Origin of the sequence: Streptosporangium sp. DT93, assembly GCF_049844535.1 — a bacterium.
In the GTDB taxonomy this organism is placed as follows: domain Bacteria; phylum Actinomycetota; class Actinomycetes; order Streptosporangiales; family Streptosporangiaceae; genus Streptosporangium.
Genome location: NZ_JBNCLF010000009.1, coordinates 117,862 through 134,000 on the forward strand (window position 1 = coordinate 117,862; position 16,139 = coordinate 134,000).

The 16,139-nt window shown below is 70.4% G+C and carries 13 protein-coding genes; 6 read left to right on the top strand and 7 right to left on the bottom strand.

From position 1 onward, the window contains the following. Nucleotides 1–88: 88 nt before the first annotated feature. The 3 genes from ACLQ2R_RS20745 (at nucleotide 89) to ACLQ2R_RS20755 (ending at nucleotide 4,029) form a co-directional block, all read left to right on the top strand. Nucleotides 89–1,273 carry a Gfo/Idh/MocA family protein gene (locus ACLQ2R_RS20745; protein ID WP_425961743.1) on the top strand — a complete coding sequence of 395 codons (1,185 nt, stop codon included), beginning with the start codon at nucleotides 89–91 and terminating at the stop codon, nucleotides 1,271–1,273. Then, on the top strand, nucleotides 1,270–2,589 hold the full coding sequence (locus tag ACLQ2R_RS20750; protein WP_425961745.1) for an ABC transporter substrate-binding protein: 1,320 nt from the start codon (nucleotides 1,270–1,272) through the stop codon (nucleotides 2,587–2,589). The genes ACLQ2R_RS20745 and ACLQ2R_RS20750 overlap by 4 nt, the downstream gene beginning before the upstream one ends. A 126-nt stretch (nucleotides 2,590–2,715) precedes the next feature. Further along, entirely contained in the window at nucleotides 2,716–4,029 is a 1,314-nt protein-coding gene (locus ACLQ2R_RS20755; protein ID WP_425961746.1) for a pectate lyase family protein, read from the top strand. An 89-nt stretch (nucleotides 4,030–4,118) separates the two neighbouring features. Here ACLQ2R_RS20755 and ACLQ2R_RS20760 read toward each other — a convergent pair whose 3' ends face one another. From ACLQ2R_RS20760 to ACLQ2R_RS20770, 3 genes are all read right to left on the bottom strand, one after another. Next, nucleotides 4,119–4,307: a hypothetical protein gene (locus ACLQ2R_RS20760; protein ID WP_425961747.1), complete on the bottom strand. Its 189-nt coding sequence runs from the start codon at nucleotides 4,305–4,307 to the stop codon at nucleotides 4,119–4,121. Nucleotides 4,308–4,460: 153 nt separating this feature from the next. Further along, nucleotides 4,461–4,685: a hypothetical protein gene (locus tag ACLQ2R_RS20765; protein WP_425961748.1), complete on the bottom strand. Its 225-nt coding sequence runs from the start codon at nucleotides 4,683–4,685 to the stop codon at nucleotides 4,461–4,463. After that, complete coding sequence (locus ACLQ2R_RS20770; RefSeq protein WP_425961749.1) at nucleotides 4,673–5,029, bottom strand: hypothetical protein; 357 nt, start codon at nucleotides 5,027–5,029, stop codon at nucleotides 4,673–4,675. Before ACLQ2R_RS20770 ends, ACLQ2R_RS20765 begins: the two co-directional genes overlap by 13 nt. Nucleotides 5,030–5,235: 206 nt before the next feature. On the opposite strand from ACLQ2R_RS20770, the gene ACLQ2R_RS20775 reads away from it, so the two are divergent. Next, nucleotides 5,236–6,381 (top strand): helix-turn-helix domain-containing protein, encoded by a 1,146-nt coding sequence (locus ACLQ2R_RS20775; protein ID WP_425961750.1) that lies wholly within the window; start codon nucleotides 5,236–5,238, stop codon nucleotides 6,379–6,381. Nucleotides 6,382–6,556: 175 nt separating this feature from the next. Here ACLQ2R_RS20775 and ACLQ2R_RS20780 read toward each other — a convergent pair whose 3' ends face one another. Both ACLQ2R_RS20780 and ACLQ2R_RS20785 read right to left on the bottom strand, forming a co-directional pair. Further along, the gene (locus tag ACLQ2R_RS20780; RefSeq protein WP_425961751.1) at nucleotides 6,557–8,023 is read right to left on the bottom strand and encodes an aldehyde dehydrogenase (NADP(+)); all 1,467 of its coding nucleotides are present in this window, start codon (nucleotides 8,021–8,023) and stop codon (nucleotides 6,557–6,559) included. Nucleotides 8,024–8,308: 285 nt separating this feature from the next. Beyond that, the gene (locus ACLQ2R_RS20785; RefSeq protein WP_425961753.1) at nucleotides 8,309–11,617 is read right to left on the bottom strand and encodes a discoidin domain-containing protein; all 3,309 of its coding nucleotides are present in this window, start codon (nucleotides 11,615–11,617) and stop codon (nucleotides 8,309–8,311) included. A 278-nt stretch (nucleotides 11,618–11,895) separates the two neighbouring features. Between ACLQ2R_RS20785 and ACLQ2R_RS20790 the strand changes: the two genes are divergently transcribed. Both ACLQ2R_RS20790 and ACLQ2R_RS20795 read left to right on the top strand, forming a co-directional pair. After that, entirely contained in the window at nucleotides 11,896–12,927 is a 1,032-nt protein-coding gene (locus ACLQ2R_RS20790) for a LacI family DNA-binding transcriptional regulator (RefSeq protein ID WP_425961754.1), read from the top strand. 126 nt (nucleotides 12,928–13,053) lie between these two features. After that, the gene (locus ACLQ2R_RS20795) at nucleotides 13,054–14,058 is read left to right on the top strand and encodes a LacI family DNA-binding transcriptional regulator (protein WP_425961755.1); all 1,005 of its coding nucleotides are present in this window, start codon (nucleotides 13,054–13,056) and stop codon (nucleotides 14,056–14,058) included. Nucleotides 14,059–14,129: 71 nt separating this feature from the next. Here ACLQ2R_RS20795 and ACLQ2R_RS20800 read toward each other — a convergent pair whose 3' ends face one another. Both ACLQ2R_RS20800 and ACLQ2R_RS20805 read right to left on the bottom strand, forming a co-directional pair. Beyond that, entirely contained in the window at nucleotides 14,130–15,113 is a 984-nt protein-coding gene (locus tag ACLQ2R_RS20800; RefSeq protein ID WP_425961756.1) for a carbohydrate ABC transporter permease, read from the bottom strand. Beyond that, nucleotides 15,110–15,982: a carbohydrate ABC transporter permease gene (locus ACLQ2R_RS20805; protein WP_425961757.1), complete on the bottom strand. Its 873-nt coding sequence runs from the start codon at nucleotides 15,980–15,982 to the stop codon at nucleotides 15,110–15,112. The genes ACLQ2R_RS20800 and ACLQ2R_RS20805 overlap by 4 nt, the downstream gene beginning before the upstream one ends. Nucleotides 15,983–16,139: the final 157 nt, after the last annotated feature.

Here is a 16,139-nt window from a genome sequence, read left to right on the forward strand (position 1 = left end):
CCCCCGCCGGGCGGTCCCGCCGGACGGTGCCCGCCACCCGTCACGGAGGCGGGGGACATGTGAGGCCCGGGCAGCGATGGGAGACGTGATGGAACCGGTCCGCGTGGTACTGGCCGGGGCGCACGGGCACGGCTCGTCGCACCTGAGGAACGTCCGGCGCCTGGCCGGGACCGGGCTGGTGGAGCTGGCCGGGGTGTGCGACGTCCGGCCGGTCGACGACCTGCCCGCCGGGACGGCGTTCTCCGGCGACCTGACCGGCCTGATCGAGAGCACCGGCGCCGAGGTGACGATCCTGTGCACGCCCATCCACACCCACGCCGACCTGGCGGAGAGGGCGCTGGGCGCCGGCACGCACCTGCTGCTGGAGAAGCCGCCCGCCGCCACGTACGCGGACTACCGCAGGATCGGGGCGGCGGCCCGCCGAGCCGGGCTCGCCTGCCAGGTCGGCTTCCAGAGCCTGGGCTCGGAGGCGATCCCCGCGGTCCGCAGGATGATCGCCGAGGGGGCGATCGGCCCCGTCGTCGGCATCGGCGCGGCCGGCGCCTGGGAGCGGCCCTACTCCTACTACGACCGGGTCCCCTGGGCCGGGCGGCGCGAGGTCGGCGGCGTGCCGGTGGTCGACGGCGCCCTCACCAACCCGCTCGCGCACGCGACCGCGACCGCGCTGGCCGTCTCCGGAGCCGGGATCGAGGAGATCGAGGTCGAGCTCTACCGGGCCAACGCCGTCGAGTCGGACGACACCTCGTGCGTGCGGCTGCGGATGGACGACCACACCACGGTGACGGTCGCGGTCTCGCTCTGCGCGGACCGGCGGCACGAGCCGTACCTGATCGTGCACGGCGAGCGGGGGCGGATCAGGCTCACCTACACCGAGGACCGCGTCGAGTCCGGCGGGACCTCGGCCGTGTACCCCAGGACCGGCCTGCTGGAGAACCTCGTGGCGCACCTGCGCGACGGCACGGAGCTGCTGGTGCCGCTGGAGCGGACCGACGGCTTCATGCGCGTCGTGGAGGCGGTGCGGCTGGCGCCTCCCCCTCGGGCGATCCCGGACGTGTTCCAGGAGGTGGGCGCCGAACGGCGGGTGCTGCCCCGGATCGCCGAGGTCACGGCGGCGAGCGCGGAGCGGCTCGCGCTCTACTCGGAACTCCGTGTTCCCTGGACCAGGCCCTTCCCCGGGCCGGAGAGCACGGCCGGCGCCCTTCCGGCCACGGGCGCCGAGCCGTACGGTCACACCATGTCGGGGGACACGACGAGGAGAGGTGAAGAGCAATGATCGAACGCTCCAGGCGTCTGGCGATCGTGGCCGTGGTTGTGACCCTGGGCGCCGGTCTCGCCGCCTGCGGCTCGGACGAGCCCTTACCGTCCGCCGGTGGGAAGACCACGCTGGTCTTCTGGGACGACAACGGGGGTCCCGCGCGCACCCCGGTGTGGAAGCACATCATCGCCGAGTACAACAAGGCCAACCCCGGCGTGGAGGTCGCCTACGTCGGCATCCCGATCGCCCAGGCCCAGCAGAAGTACGACACCGCCATCGCCGGCGGCGGCCTGCCCGACGTGGGCGGCGTCTCCACCGCGGCGCTCGCCGGCCTGGTGGCGCAGAAGGCGCTGGAGCCCCTCGACGAGCGGCTGACCTCCGGCGCGCTGAACGGCAAGCTGAACGAGCAGGTGCTCTCCACGGTCAAGGGCACCGTGCCGGACGGCAAGACCTACATGATCCCCATGTCGACCAACATGGGCGTCTTCTGGTACCGGACCGACTGGTTCAAGGAGGCCGGGATCAAGCCCCCCAGGACCTGGGACGAGTTCTTCGCCGCCACCGAGAGGCTGACCGACACCGCGAACAACCGCTACGGCTTCACCATCCGCGGCGGCGCCGGCTCGATCGCGCAGATGCTGGAGGTGGTGTACGGCCAGTCCGGCATCACCGAGATCTTCGACGCCTCCGGCAGGGCGACCGTCAACGACCCCAGGAACGTGGCCGCCCTCACCCGGCTGGCCGGCCTGTACAAGAAGGTCACGCCCGAGGCCGACATCGGCAACGACTACACGAAGATGGTCGCCCAGTTCGACGGCGGCAACATCGGCATCATGCAGCACAACCTCGGCTCCTACCAGGACCACGCCAAGACCCTCGGCGTGGACAAGGTGGCCGCGCTGGCCGTGCCCACCTCCACCTCCGGGGCCCACTCGATCCTCTCCAACCCGGTCTCGGGCATCGGCCTGTTCGCCACCGGCAGGAACAAGGACGCGGCGTACAGGTTCGCCGAGTTCGTCGCCTCCAAGCAGATGAACAGCTACTGGTCGGAGAAGACCGGCGTCCTTCCCGCCAACATCGAGGTCGGCGAGGAGCCCTGGATCTCCGGCCTGCAGCACATCTCCACCGCGCTCACGATCCTCAACGACCCGGCGACGAGGGTCGTGCAGATGCCGTACCACCTGCCGGAGTTCAACGCGATCACCAAGACCGACATGGAGCCCGAGTTCCAGAAGGTCCTTCAGGGCACCCTGCCCGCCAAGGACTTCCTGGACGCGTTCGCGGCCAGGCTCACCGAGGCGCAGGCGTCGTACAAGCAGCGCAACGGCGGCTGAGCCGCACACAGACCGGAGGCGGGCGCGTCCTGCCCTGACCAGGGCGTGCCCGTCTCCCACCACCCGGAAGGCCTCAGAACCTCGCGGAGCCTTCCCTCTCCCCGCCTGACCCGTGGAGGAACCACCATGAAACGAGCCGTCGCGCTCACCGCCCTGCTCTCCCTGGCGGTGCTGGCCGCCCCGGCCGCGTCCGCGTCCGCCACCGGCCCGGCGGCCCCCGCGGCCGGCCCCCCGGGGGGCGGCAAGGACCTCGGCCGCCAGACCCTGCCCGCCGGCGACGGCTGGGCGTCCGAGGGCACCGGCACCACCGGGGGCGCCGCCGCGCCCGCCTCGAACGTGCACGTCGTCTCCACCCGCACCGAGCTGGCCACCGCGCTCGCCGCCCCCACCCCCTCGATCGTCTACGTGAAGGGGACGGTCGCCCCCGAGAGCACCTGCGCCGACTACGTCACCGGCGGCTACACGCTGGAGGGCTACCTCGCCGCGTACGACCCGGCGGTGTGGGGCAGGGCCACCGTGCCCTCCGGCCCGATGGAGGCGGCCCGGGTCGCCTCGGCGGCCCGGCAGACCGCCGACATCAAGCTCAAGGTCCGCTCCGGCACCACCCTCGTCGGCCTGGGCGGGAACGCCCGCATCCGCGGCGTCAACCTGCACGTCGACAAGGCCGACAGCGTCATCATCCGCAACATCACGTTCGAGGACACCGCCGACTGCTTCCCGAAGTGGGATCCGACCGACGGCGCCGAGGGCAACTGGAACTCCCTCTACGACAACATCACGGTGACCGGCTCCACGCACGTGTGGGTCGACCACAACACCTTCACCGACGGCGACAACCCCGACTCCGCCCAGCCGCTTCACTTCGGCAGGCCGTACCAGGTGCACGACGGGCAGCTCGACATCACCAACGCCTCCACCTTCGTCACCGCGTCCTGGAACCGCTTCTCCGGCCACGACAAGACGATGCTGATCGGCTCGACCAACAACCCGGCCAACGACACGGGCAAGCTGAACGTCACCATCCACCACAACCACTTCGAGAACGTGCTCCAGCGGCTCCCGCGCGTGCGCTTCGGCCAGGTGCACGTCTACAACAACTACTACGAGATCCCCGACGCCGAGGACTTCCAGTACGCGCTCGGCGTGGGCGTCGGGTCGCAGATCTTCGCCGAGAACAACTTCTTCCGGCTGGGCCGGGCGGTGGACCCGGCGGACCTCGTCTACAACTGGGGCGGCACCTCCCTGACCGCCCGGGGCAACGTGCTCCGGGTGGGAGGGCCCGTCGTCCCGATCGACCTCGTCGCCGTCCACAACGCGGCCAACGACGTCGACCTCGGCGCGGACGCGGGCTGGACCCCCGTCCTGCACACCGGGATCGACCCGGCCGAGTCGGTGCGCCGCGAGGTCTCCCGCCACGCGGGCGTCGGCGAGGCCCGCTAGGGACCCGCCTGAGATCCGCACTCCGAACCCGGCGCCCCCCGACTGCCCCCGGGGGGCGCCGGCCGTTGCCGCAACTCGGGCCGGACGCGTTACGCGCTTCGGCGATGACCTTGCGATGCCTCTGGTTCGTCTGCCGACCGGGCCTTCTCGACCTCGGCGACCGCTTGGGCTATCGCCTGGGAGATCTTTTCTTTCGTGCGATGCCTGAGGGAATCTCGCATGGTCTCCAGCAGGGACTTGATCTCGCGGCGATCTCTGAACAGCTCGATATCGGGCATCTCTGATGAAGGTACATATTCGAGAGATTCGAGCACGTACACGCCGTCGGAAGAATCACTCCTCAACACTGGCACCGCCTTTCCGGCCGATCACACTTTCCTTGCCACCGGACGATGTGGCCAACGACAGGAGTGACCCGCCCGACCTCCGCATCAGACGTCCCTGGCCTGCCGTAGCCGGTCCAGCGCGTCGTTGACCAGGCGGCCGAGGTTTCCCAGTTCGTACGACATCCGGTGACGTTCGCCGTCCTCCCAGGCCCTGATGGCCGCTCCGAGGTCACCCGACCTCCCGGCGGTGATGATGATCTCTTGGCCGTTGACCCGCTTCGTGGCCGCCTCCCCCAGGATGACCCAGCCGTACACGATCACGCCCTCCAAGCGGCCAGGATCAGGGCGACCACCTTTTCCGGTTCCTCCTGCCCGACAGCCTGCAGATCGGAATCATTGGGGATGAACACCAGATAGCACCCCGAGCGCGGCCCCATGGTCACCGTCATATCGCGTCGGCCCCGAGCGTCGACCACCGTGAGTTCCGGTGGATATCGCCTCACCCACGTACGGTAATCGGGTCGGTTGGGCCAGGCGGGGAAGTCGGCATGGTTACCGTAGAGTCGGAGGCTGATCGTGTTGTGACGGTGGGCACGGATGCCGTGTTCGGCGAGAAGTCGTTGCACGACGGCCAGAGCCCTGTCCTGTCTTTCCACCGCGGCGTCGCTGATCATCTCACCGGAATCGTCACTACGTCGATTTTCGCTCCGCCCCTCTGATTCGTCGTGCGTCACTCTCATAACACCCGTCCTTCCTCTCACAGGCGCGCGCTCTTTGGGCCCCTCATGGTTCCGGCCCGTTTCCGAGAGCACCAGCAAGGGCATCGCTCGCAGCGATGGAAGTACTAGGGGGAGATCGCTCACGGCGATACGCTCATTCGGTGGAGGTGCGGACTTTCCCAGAGGCCCTTAAAGCGATCATGGAGCAACGAGGGTGGACCCAGACCGATCTCGCCCGTGAGCTGGGCGTTTCCCAGGCATGGGTCTCCGAGGTGTCGCGAGGTCACAAGGACACCGGCATGGCCAAAGCCGTCAACCTATTGGCACGTGTGGGCTGGGAAATACGCATATCTCCCAAAGTGGAGGAGTCCGTGGAACGCAGGGAATTTCTGGCAGCCGCCGCATCCGTTGTCTTCGTCCCTTCCGCAGGCGCGAATCCCTACCAGGACGCCGACTATGTGAACGCATTGGCCGCGTCGCTCGCTCGCAGCCGGTACGAGCTCGGCGGAATTCCCCTCATGTCGCGCGCGTCAAGCCACATGCGGCACGTCGATCGAATATTGAAGGAGGCCGTCGAACGGCCCTTGCAAAAAGCGATCTCCGAACTCATGTACCAGGTCACCCTCGTCCTGTACGACGCGGGGAGACTTTCCCAGGCCGACCGGACCGGCGGGATCGCACTCGACCTCGCACTCCGGGCCCAGGACTTCACGAGCCAGGCCCGCGCGTACGACAGCCTGAGCCGAGTCGGTCTCTATCGGGGTGACCATGCACGAGGGGTGACCTACGCTCAGCGGGGACTTCAGGTTCCGGGCATCACCGGTAGCCTGCGAGCGTCCTTGAACATGAGGCTCGGGCGTTCCCTTGCGCTCGTACCGGAGCAGAGAAAGGCATCCAGGGATGCGCTCGATCGTGCGCTCGACGTCGGAGGGCTTTCTCCCTTCGGGCAAGCCGCCCTGGCGGGTGACGTCGGCATAGGGCTGAGTCACCTTCGCGAATACCGGGAAGCCGGAACACTTCTGGACGAGGCAGCGGGCACGATCGGGCAGTGGTCGCCACTTTTCCGAGCGCAGTATCTGGGACGGCAGGTACAGACGGCGATAAGGGCTTCCGATCCGTCCTTCGCGGCCGATCGGATGAACGAACTGGCGCGAGCACTTCCGTTCGTCGCCTCGGCGAGGGTTGACAAACGGGTGCACGAAATACTCAGGGCGTCCTTCCCATGGAACTCCACCCCGGAGATACGGCAGGCGCGCGAACACCTGCTGTCCATGGTCTCCCCCGAAAGTCCACAGCCCGCCGCGTGACGACGGGCTTCATGGTGCCGCCTGTTCTTTCGCGATCCCGCGAGCGGTCACGACGCGTCGCCGAGCCGGTTCTGCCCAGGGGGGATCGCCGTGTCGACGACCGCTTCCGGTGGCGTGCGCCGCGCGGGAGAGGGACGGGTGCAGGCCCTCTCCCGCGTGAGGGGACGGACGGTCGTCAGGCGCGGCCCTCGACGAGGACCCCGTCGACCCGGCGGGGGATGCCCAGCGGGTTGTCGTCGCGTAGCTCGGGCGGGAGCAGCTCGGCGGGCCAGTCCTGGTAGGCGGTGGGGACGAGCCACCTGCGGAGCGCGGCGGCGCCGACCGAGGTGTGGGCGGCGGCGGTGCTGGCGGGCCAGGGGCCGCCGTGGTGCATGGCCCAGCGGACCGCGACACCGGTCGGCCAGCCGTTCCAGATCAGCCGTCCCGCCTTCCGCAGCAGCACCTCGGAGCTGGCGCGCGCCTCGGCCGGGTCGGTGGCGTGGATCGTCGCGGTCAGCGAGCCGTCCAGCCGCTCCAGGACGGCGGGAAGCTCGGCCGGGTCGGTGTAGACCACCACGACGGCGGCCGGGCCGAAGCACTCCTCGGCGATGCCGTGCGGGTCCCCGGCGAACGTCGCCAGGTCGGTGACGAACACCTGAGGCGTCACCGCGAACGCCCCCTCCCCCGGCCTGCCCTGGGCCAACGAGGAGAGCTTGCCCAGCCTGGCCAGCCCGTGCAGGAAGCCGCCCTGCATCCGCTCGGTGAGCATCGGCCCGCCCTCGGTGGCGGAGACCGCGTCGGCGATGGACGCCAGCAGCTCGGCGTCGTCGGGCACGAACACCAGCCCGGGGTTGGTGCAGAACTGGCCGGTGCCCAGGGTCAGCGAGGCGGCGAAGCCCTGCGCCAGGCCGTCGCGGGCCGCCGACGGCAGCACCACGACCGGGTTGACGCTGCCCAGCTCGCCGTAGAACGGGATGGGGTCGGGGCGTTCGGCGATCAGCGCCTGGATGGCCTTGCCGCCCGGGATGGAGCCGGTGAAGCCGACGGCCGACACCGACGGGTGCCCGGCCAGCCGCTTGCCGGCGTCGAGCCCGCCGACCAGGCCGAGCAGGGCCGGGTCGGGCAGGGCGTCCCTGATGACCCGCCACGACAGCTCCGAGGTGCGCGGGTGGCCGTCGTGGGCCTTGACCACGACCGGGCATCCGGCGGCCAGCGCCGAGGCGGTGTCGCCGCCCGCGACCGAGAAGGCGAACGGGAAGTTGCTCGCGGCGAAGACGCCGACCACGCCGGGCAGGGGGTGGTTCATCCGGCGCAGGTCCGGGACGGGAGGCTGGGCCGTCGCGTGGTCGATCACCGCCTCGACGTGACCGCCGTCCCGCAGAACCTGGGCGAAGAGCCGGAACTGGCCGGCGGCGCGCCCGACCTCGCCGCGCAGCCGGGTCTCGCCGAGCGCGGTCTCGGCGTCGGCCGCCCGCCAGAGCTCCTCGACGTTCGCCTCCAGCGCCGCCGCGACCGCCTCCAGCACGGGGGCCCGGTCGGCGGAACGCCAGGCGGGGCCGGCGGCGCGGGCCGCCTCGACGACGGCGTCCACCTCGGCGTCCGGGGTCGGGGGGAAGGGATCTCCGGCGGACTCGCCGGTTCTGGGGTCAACTGAGTGGATCAAGATGGAGCCTTTCCTCAATGGAGCCTCTGACGCCCCGCGGGGACCACCCTCCTACGGTAAGCGCTTTCCGTAACAGCGGCCACCTCGCCGACCTGCCCGAGGCGTTCTGCCTGCATCATTCCGCCTACCCCGCAGACCTCGCGAATCACCGGATAACGACGACCGCGTCCCCCCGCCGGAGAGGCAGGGGGACGCGGCCGGGAGAACGGGAGGCGGAGGGGACTCGTGGTCCCCTCCGCCCGGCGGACGACCCTCATGGGGCCGGCGCCGATCGTCGGGCGGTCGCTACGGCGCGAACGCCTTGACCTCCAGGAGTCCGACGGAGGCCCCGGAGGCGCTCTGCAGCACCGCGCGCAGCCGGGTCGTGCTCACCGCGGGGAAGGTCACGGTGTTGTACTGGTCGGCGACCACGGGATAGCCGCTCGCGCCGGGCACGTCCACGTAGGCCGTGCCGTTCCAGGACTGCAGCTTCCACGACGCCGGAAGGTCGATGCCCTGGCCGTCGTCGAAGAAGTACACCTGCGCCCGGTTGACCGATACCGCCGACGGCCAGGTCAGCTGGGCCCACTGCTCGCCCTGTTCGGGCCAGGTGCCCCAGCGCGGGTTGACCGTCTCGTTGGAGGAGGACGGGTCGATCCCGTCGTTGAGCGCGGCGACCGACTCCCACGCCGAGGTGTGGGAGGCCGAGGGCGTCGCCGACGTCGCCAGGTTGCCGGTGGGCGGCGGCTGGGTCCCGCCCCGGTTGTAGATCTTGATCTCGGTGAGGCCGCTCTTGGCTCCGGAGGCGTTGGTCATCAGCACCCTGACCCGCTGGGCGTTGACGGCCGTGAACCGGACCAGGTTGTAGTTGCCCTGCGGGGTGGCGGGCGTCTTGACCTGCGAGGCGACGTTCGTCCAGGTGGAACCGTTGAGGTACTGGACCTGGTACGACGACGGCGCCCGGTAGGTGCCGCTCGCCGGGCGGCTGTCCTTGAAGTAGAGCCTGACCTCGTCGACGGTCCTGGAGCTGCCGAGGTTCACCTCGTACCAGTCCTGGGCGTTGGGCGAGCCGCCCGCGCCCCAGAAGGGCTCGTTGGTCGGGTAGCCGTCCACGGCCGCGCCGGTGCTGGTGCCCGAGGCGGTGTGCGAGGCCGACACGGCGACGCCCTGGGCGAGGTTGGTCAGGTTCGCGCTCAGGTCGACCCCGGCCTTGGCGAGCGCGTCGACCACGCGCGCCTCGGAGTGGACGACCTGCTGGGGCGCCTGCATCCCGGGGACCGCGACGTTGTACGCCACGGTGCCGGTGGTGCCGCTGAAGGTGACCCCGCCGGTGGCCGGGTCCCACACGAAGGGCACGAGCTGGTTGACGGTCGCGGCCCGGGTCCCGTTGACGAAGATCGAGTAGCCCTGGGGCACCCCCGGGTAGCGGGTCACGCCGTCGGCCGGGTCGTCCCAGACGATCGACAGGTCGGCGTTGCGGTAGCGGATGTTGTTGACCGCGAAGTGCGACCAGCCGATGTTGATCGGCGAGAGCTGCACCTTGCCGTCGTTGCGGGGACGCAGCCCGGCCACGTCCTCGATCAGCGTCCAGTTGCTGCTGCCGAGGATGTTGTGGTGGATCCACGACCGGTAGGTGATGGACGAGCCGTTCCAGTTGGCCCAGAACTCGTTGGCGTCCGGCCACTGGGTGTTGCCGCCGACGTACTGCGCCCAGGCGTTCCAGTACAGGAGCTTCTTGTAGTCCTCGTTGGAGATGTAGGGGCTGGGGTAGTTGCGCAGCGCCGAGGAGTAGAGCCGGAACTGCACGGTGGAGTTGATGGTGGAGAAGTTGTTGCTGCCGGGGTTGCCGGCCGCCGCCGCCGCGGCCTTGTCGCGCTGGTTGGCGGTGTAGAAGGGGAAGATCGGGTACTCGGCGGGGTCGGCGTACAGGCGCAGCGCCTCGCGGTAGGTGGCCGTGTTGGGCATCAGGCCCACCGCGTACGGGTAGAAGTTGTTGATCTCCTTCCAGGGGTTGAGCGCGTTGGTGGCCACGTGCCGGTGCTGCAGCACCTTGGCGGTGGGGTTCCACAGCACGTTGACGACCGCGTTCTGCACCCGGGTGGCCAGGGCGCGCATCTCGGTGGCCTTGGCGGTGTTGCCGATCGTCTCGTAGGCCTGGGCGGCGGCCAGGGCCCCGCTGTAGACGTAGGCGGACTCGGTGCGGTCGAGGTTGCCCGCGCGCCAGTGGAAGGAGACCGCGTCGGCGTCGTTGCCGGTCAGCGCGCCCCAGTCGTACTCGATCAGGCCGTTGTTGTCGCGGTCGTAGTAGCTGAGCTGGCCCTTGGCGTCGCCCTCGGCGTACTTGGCGAGGCTCGCCGCGATGGCGGGCTGGCCGCCGTGGATCTGGTAGCTCTTCCAGGCCGCCTCGCCGATGTACTGCGTGTAGCTGTTGGACCAGTTGTCCGGGTCGCCGGGGTTGTCCATGAACCGGCCGCCCTTGGAGGTCTGTCCGACCGAGAGCCAGTCGCCGTAGGCGTACAGCGGGGTGCGCAGGTACTTCAGGTCGTCGATGTGCATCGGCTGGGTCAGCGCGATCGCGTTGTTGTAGCCGAGCACGCCCTCGATCGAGGTCGGGAACTGGTACGTCTGGCCGGGCAGGTTCGCGTCGAGGGTGTTGAACCTCATCAGCCACCAGCGGTAGTAGTAGTTCTTCTTGATGGCCGGCTCCGGCGCGTCGAAGTAGGGGATGTTCTGCGCCCACCACAGGTTGTAGGCGCGCACGTGCGTGGCGAACGCGGTGGCGTTGCTGTAGCCCTTGTAGGTGGTGTACTCGCTCAGCGACTCGGGGATCTCGTTGGTGACGAACCCCATGACGACCTTGGCGGTGGCGGTGGCCCCGGCCGCGACGGTGATCGACCGGGTGAGCGCCCCGCCGGAGGCGGTGAAGCCGTCACCCGACAGGCGCGGGTAGATCGTGGTCAGGTTCTTGAACGAGTTCACCGTGCCGGTCAGCTCGTTGCCGCTGCCGGAGGTGGCGTACGGCGAGGCGGCGCGGAGCTGCACGGTGGTGGAGGCCGAGCCGGTGTTGACGATCGAGAGGTTGGCCACCGCGACGTTGTTCTGGGTGACGAACTTGGTCTGCTCGACCCGGATGCCGCTGCCGGTGTGCACGCTCCTGTAGTGGCTGGGCGCCTGCCAGCGCTGGCTCACCTGCTCGCTGAGGGAGCCCGGCGTGACCGTCACGGTGAACGCGCTCTGGTCGTTGATGCTCTCGATGTAGGCGGCCTTTCCGGCGAACCCCAGCGTGCCCGGGGTGTGGGTCTTCATGAAGAACGCCCGGCCGCGGGTCATCAGGATGCCGCCGTCGGCGTCGGAGGGGTCGCTGCCGGGCCGGGCGAGCAGCCGGTCGATCCAGAAGTTCGTCCCGGAGCTCTCGGAGTCGTAGATCGCCTGCATCATGTTGCCGCCTGTGTAGCCGACCGGCGGCGCCGGGACGGCCGGGCCGGAGAAGGTCGGGTACCCGATGGGCTGGTCCGCGGACGCCTCCTGGGCGAGGACCGTCAGCGAGCTCACCGCGAGGCAGAGCGTCGCCGCCACGGTCACTGATCGTCGTCTGAAGCGGGCTGATGTCGGCATGCGTCACGTCCTTGGGGGGTGCTGGACCCTTTTGGGGTCCGGAGAGAGGGCTGGCGCCGTCGGGCGGCGCGGTGGCGGTGTGACGGGTGGTGGAACGGCAGGCGCGGCGGGGGACCGCGCCTTAGTTCACGATCGACCCCGAAAAGGTTTTCGGCAACGTTAAATTTTGATAACGGAGAACGGTCGCAGATCGTTGATCGGGATGGGGGGTCCGTCATAGGCTGAGCCGCGCGTGTACGAAACCCGCACACGGTTGCGACGGCCTTGAAAGGATTTCGGTGGGTCGACGTCGTTCCGGAGCGGTGACCCTGACCGACGTGGCCAGGCGGGCCGGGGTGTCCGTGGCGACGGCCTCCAAGGCCCTCAACAACCGGTCCGAGGTCGCCGACGCGACCAGGTCCCGGGTACGGCGCGCCGCGGCCGAGCTGTCCTTCCGTGCCGCCGCGGCCCCGGGCCCGCCCGCCGCCGCCCGCGCGCGCACCGTCGGCCTGCTCACCGACGAGCGCGACGGGCGCTTCTCGATGCAGGTGCTCCTCGGCGTGGAGAGGTCGCTGGGCGGCGAGGGCATGTCCGCGGTGCTCTGCGACGCGCGCGGCGACCCCCGCCGCCGCGAGCACTACCTGCGCTCCCTGACGGCCGGGCAGGTCGACGGGTTCGTCATCGTGGGCGAGGACAACGACGTGCGCCCGTCGCTGACCCGCGACGCCGGGGTGCCGGTGGTCTACGTCTACGGCGAGTCCGACGACCCGGCGGACCTGTCTCTCCTGGCCGACGACGCGGGCGGCGCGCGCCTGGCCGCCGAGCACCTGCTGTCGCTGAGCCGCCGCCGCATCGGGCACATCACCGGCCCGGAGTCCTACCGCGCCACGCGCGACCGGCTGGCCGCCCTGCGCGGCGTGCTGGACGACCACGGACTCGGCCTGGCCGGCGGCGGGCCGCTGCACGGCGAGTGGTCGCGCCGCTGGGGACGCTCCGCCACGCGCGCGCTGCTCACCGCCGAACCCCGGGTGGACGCGATCTTCTGCGGCAACGACCAGATCGCCGACGGCGCCTGCCAGGCCCTGGCGCAGCTCGGCCGGACGATCCCCGGGGACGTCGCGGTCGTGGGCTACGACAACTGGACGGCGCTGGCCGCCGACTGCCAGCCGCCGCTGACCACCGTCGACCCCGGCCTGGAACGGCTCGGCGCCACCGCGGTACGGTACCTGTCCGCCGCCCTGGACGGGCACCGCGCCTCCGGCGTCGTGCGCGCTCCGGGACGGCTGGTGGTCCGCGCGTCGACCGGCCCGCGGGATCGCGCCGGGTCGTAAAAGGATTTCATCCGGGCCGGAACCCATATGCCCTTGTCAGGCCCGTGGACGGGCTTGCTCAGGGGCAGGTCGGCGACTATCTTCGACGGGGGTGTACGTCCCCCAGTAGAAAAGGTTTTCTCTCAGATGGCTCCCCAACGACACGCCACGATCACCGACGTGGCCACCCGCGCGGGGGTGTCCATCGCGACGGCCTCCAAGGCGCTCAACGGGCGCGGGCAGGTGCGCGCGGAGACCCGCGAGCGCGTCTTCCGCGCCGCCGAGGAGCTCTCCTTCCGTCCCAACGCGCTGGCCAGGGGCCTGCTGTCGGGGCAGACCCGCACCGTGGGCCTGCTCACCGGCGACAGCGTGGGCCGGTTCGGCATCCCCGTGCTGCTCGGCGCCGAGGACGCCTTCGGCGCGGGTGAGATGGCGGTGCTGCTCTGCGACGCGCGCGGCGACGCCATCCGCGAGCAGCACCACGTCCGGACGCTGCTCACCCGCCGCGTCGACGGCCTGATCGTGGTGGGCGAGAGCACCGACCCCCGTCCGTCGGTCGGCCGCGACCTGCCGATACCGGTGGTCTACGCGTACGCGCCGTCGGCGGACCCGGCGGACGTGTCGTTCGTCCCCGACGACGTGGACGGCGCCGCGCAGGCCGTACGGCACCTGCTGACCCTCGGGCGGCGCAGGATCGCCCACGTCACCGGCCCGACCCACTACCAGGCGGCCCGCGAGCGCGCCGCCGGGGTGACCGCCGCGCTGGAGGAGGCGGGCCTGCCGCTGTCCGGCGGCCAGGTGATGTACGGCGCGTGGTCGCAGCGCTGGGGGCGCCAGGCCGCGGACGTGATCCTGCGGGCCGACCCCGAGGTCGACGCGGTGGTGTGCGGCAGCGACCAGATAGCGGCCGGGCTGATGGAGACCGCCCGCGAGCGGGGCCGCCGGGTGCCCGAGGACCTCGCGGTCGTCGGCTACGACAACTGGGAGGTCCTGTCCACCGAGACCAGGCCCCCGCTCACCACGGTCGACATGAACCTGGAGGCCCTGGGCCGTACGGCGGCCCAGCACCTGTTCGCCGCGATCGACGGCCGGGCCACCCCGGGCGTGCACCGGATGCCCTGCCGCCTGGTCATCCGCGACTCCACGGTCTGAGACGGCCCGGGGCGGCCTCACTCAGGGCGGCCCGAAGCGACTCAGGGCGGTCCGAAGCGGCCCGAGGGCCGTCAGTTCTTGATGCCGGTGAGTGTGACCCCCTCGATGAAGTAGCGCTGGAGGAAGAAGAAGAGCGCGATGATCGGGGCGATCACCGCGGCCGAGGCGGCCATCAGGTAGCCCCACTGGGTGATGTAGACGCTCTGGAAGGAGGCCAGGCCGAGCGAGAGCGTGTACCTGCTCTCGTCGTTGAGGTAGAGCAGCGGCCCGAGGAAGTCGTTCCAGGTGCCGATGAAGGTGAAGATGGTCACCACGACGATCGCGGGCCGCGACAGCGGCAGGACGACGGTCCACAGCACCCGTCCGGGCGAGGCCCCGTCGATGTAGGCGGCCTCGTCCAGCTCGAAGGGGATGGTCAGGAAGAACTGCCGCAGCAGGAACACGTTGAACACCCCTCCCCCGGCCCCGGCGAACCAGCTCGGCACGGTGAGCGGGACGAACGTGTCGAGCGCGCCGAGCTCCTGCCACATGACGAACGTGGGGATGAGCGTCACCGCGTACGGCAGCATCACCGCGCTGAGCAGGACGGCGAAGACCACGTCGCGTCCCCGCCAGCGCAGCCGCGAGAAGCTGAAGGCGGCGATCGAGCAGGTGACGACGGTGCCGAGCACGCTGACGACGGCGATGATCACCGTGTTGAGGAAGTAGAGGGCGAACGGCTGGGCGGTGAGCGCCTCGGTGAAGTTGGACCACTGGAAGGGCGAGGGGATCCACTCGGGGGGCGCTGTGAACATCTGGGAGTCCTGCATGAGCGAGCTGCGCACCAGCCACACGAACGGCAGCAGGGTCGGCAGTGCCCCGGCGGTCAGGGCCAGGTAGACCAGCATCCTGCGGTACCGCCGGGGACGGCGCGTCGGGGCGGCACCGGTCCGGGCGCGCGGGGCGCCGGGAGCTCCGGGTGTGCCGGGAACCCCGGGGGTACCGGGGCCGCCGGGAGTGCCGGGGGTGCCGTCCCGGCTGGGGCGGGGGCGGCGCGGGGCGCCGGTCGCGGTCATCGGGCGCCCGCCATCTCGTAGTACACCCAGCGGCGGGCGTTGTGGAACATCAGGAAGGTGAGCACCATGATGATCATGAAGAGCACCCAGGCCAGCGCGCTCGCGTACCCCATCTCGCTCTCGATGAACGCCTTGCGGAACAGGTAGTAGACGTAGAAGAGGGTGGAGTGGTCGGGGCCGCCCTCGGTCATCACGTACGCCTGGTTGAAGACCTGGAAGGTGCCGACCACCCCGACGACGAGGTTGTAGAAGATGGTGGGGGTCATCATGGGCAGGGTCACGTGCCAGAAGCGCCGCAGGGGCCCGCCGCCGTCGATGGAGACCGCCTCGTACAGGTGCCGGGGCACCCCCTGCAGGCCCGCGAGGAAGATCACCATGGTGTTGCCGAACCCCCAGGTGCTCATGACGACGAGCGAGGGGATCGCGGTCGCCTCGTCGTAGATCCACTGCCCGGCGGGCAGTCCGGCCTCGCGCAGCAGGGAGTTGAGCAGGCCGAAGTCGGGGTTGAAGATCCAGATCCACAGGACCACGTTCGCGATCGCGGGCACCAGCGTCGGCAGGTAGAAGACGGTCCGCCAGAGCGAGAGCCCGCGCACCCGCCGGTTGAGCAGCAGCGCGACGGCGAAGGCGACGATCAGCCCCAGCGGCACGGCGCCGAGGGTGTAGTACGTCGTGACGCTCAGCGACCTCCAGAACAGCTCGTCACCGGCCAGCGCGGCGTAGTTGTCCACGCCCACGAAGGACGGGGTGCCGCCGATCTGCCAGTCGGTCAGGCTGAAGGCGAACGAGGCCACCATCGGCCCGGCCGTGAAGATCGCGAAGCCGAGGATCGCGGGCACGGCCATGAGCACGCCCCAGCGCCGCTCCATGCGCCGCTGACCGGAAAGCCGCCGACCGGGGAGCCGTTGACCGGGGAGCCGTTGACCGGAGAGCCATCGGCCGGGGAGCCGTTGACCGGAGAGCCATCGGCCGGGGAGCCGTTGACCGGAGAGCCATCGGCCGGACGTGCCGGGCTGAGCGGACGTG

Excerpts from the sequence above, each read along its gene's own strand:
- ACLQ2R_RS20745 (WP_425961743.1), top strand. The coding sequence starts at position 89 with ATGGAACCGGTCCGCGTGGTACTGGCCGGGGCGCACGGGCACGGCTCG.
- ACLQ2R_RS20750 (WP_425961745.1), top strand. The coding sequence starts at position 1,270 with ATGATCGAACGCTCCAGGCGTCTGGCGATCGTGGCCGTGGTTGTGACC.
- ACLQ2R_RS20755 (WP_425961746.1), top strand. The coding sequence starts at position 2,716 with ATGAAACGAGCCGTCGCGCTCACCGCCCTGCTCTCCCTGGCGGTGCTG.
- ACLQ2R_RS20760 (WP_425961747.1), bottom strand. The coding sequence starts at position 4,307 with ATGCCCGATATCGAGCTGTTCAGAGATCGCCGCGAGATCAAGTCCCTG.
- ACLQ2R_RS20770 (WP_425961749.1), bottom strand. The coding sequence starts at position 5,029 with ATGATCAGCGACGCCGCGGTGGAAAGACAGGACAGGGCTCTGGCCGTC.
- ACLQ2R_RS20785 (WP_425961753.1), bottom strand. The coding sequence starts at position 11,617 with ATGCCGACATCAGCCCGCTTCAGACGACGATCAGTGACCGTGGCGGCG.
- ACLQ2R_RS20795 (WP_425961755.1), top strand. The coding sequence starts at position 13,054 with ATGGCTCCCCAACGACACGCCACGATCACCGACGTGGCCACCCGCGCG.
- ACLQ2R_RS20800 (WP_425961756.1), bottom strand. The coding sequence starts at position 15,113 with ATGACCGCGACCGGCGCCCCGCGCCGCCCCCGCCCCAGCCGGGACGGC.
- ACLQ2R_RS20805 (WP_425961757.1), bottom strand. The coding sequence starts at position 15,982 with ATGGAGCGGCGCTGGGGCGTGCTCATGGCCGTGCCCGCGATCCTCGGC.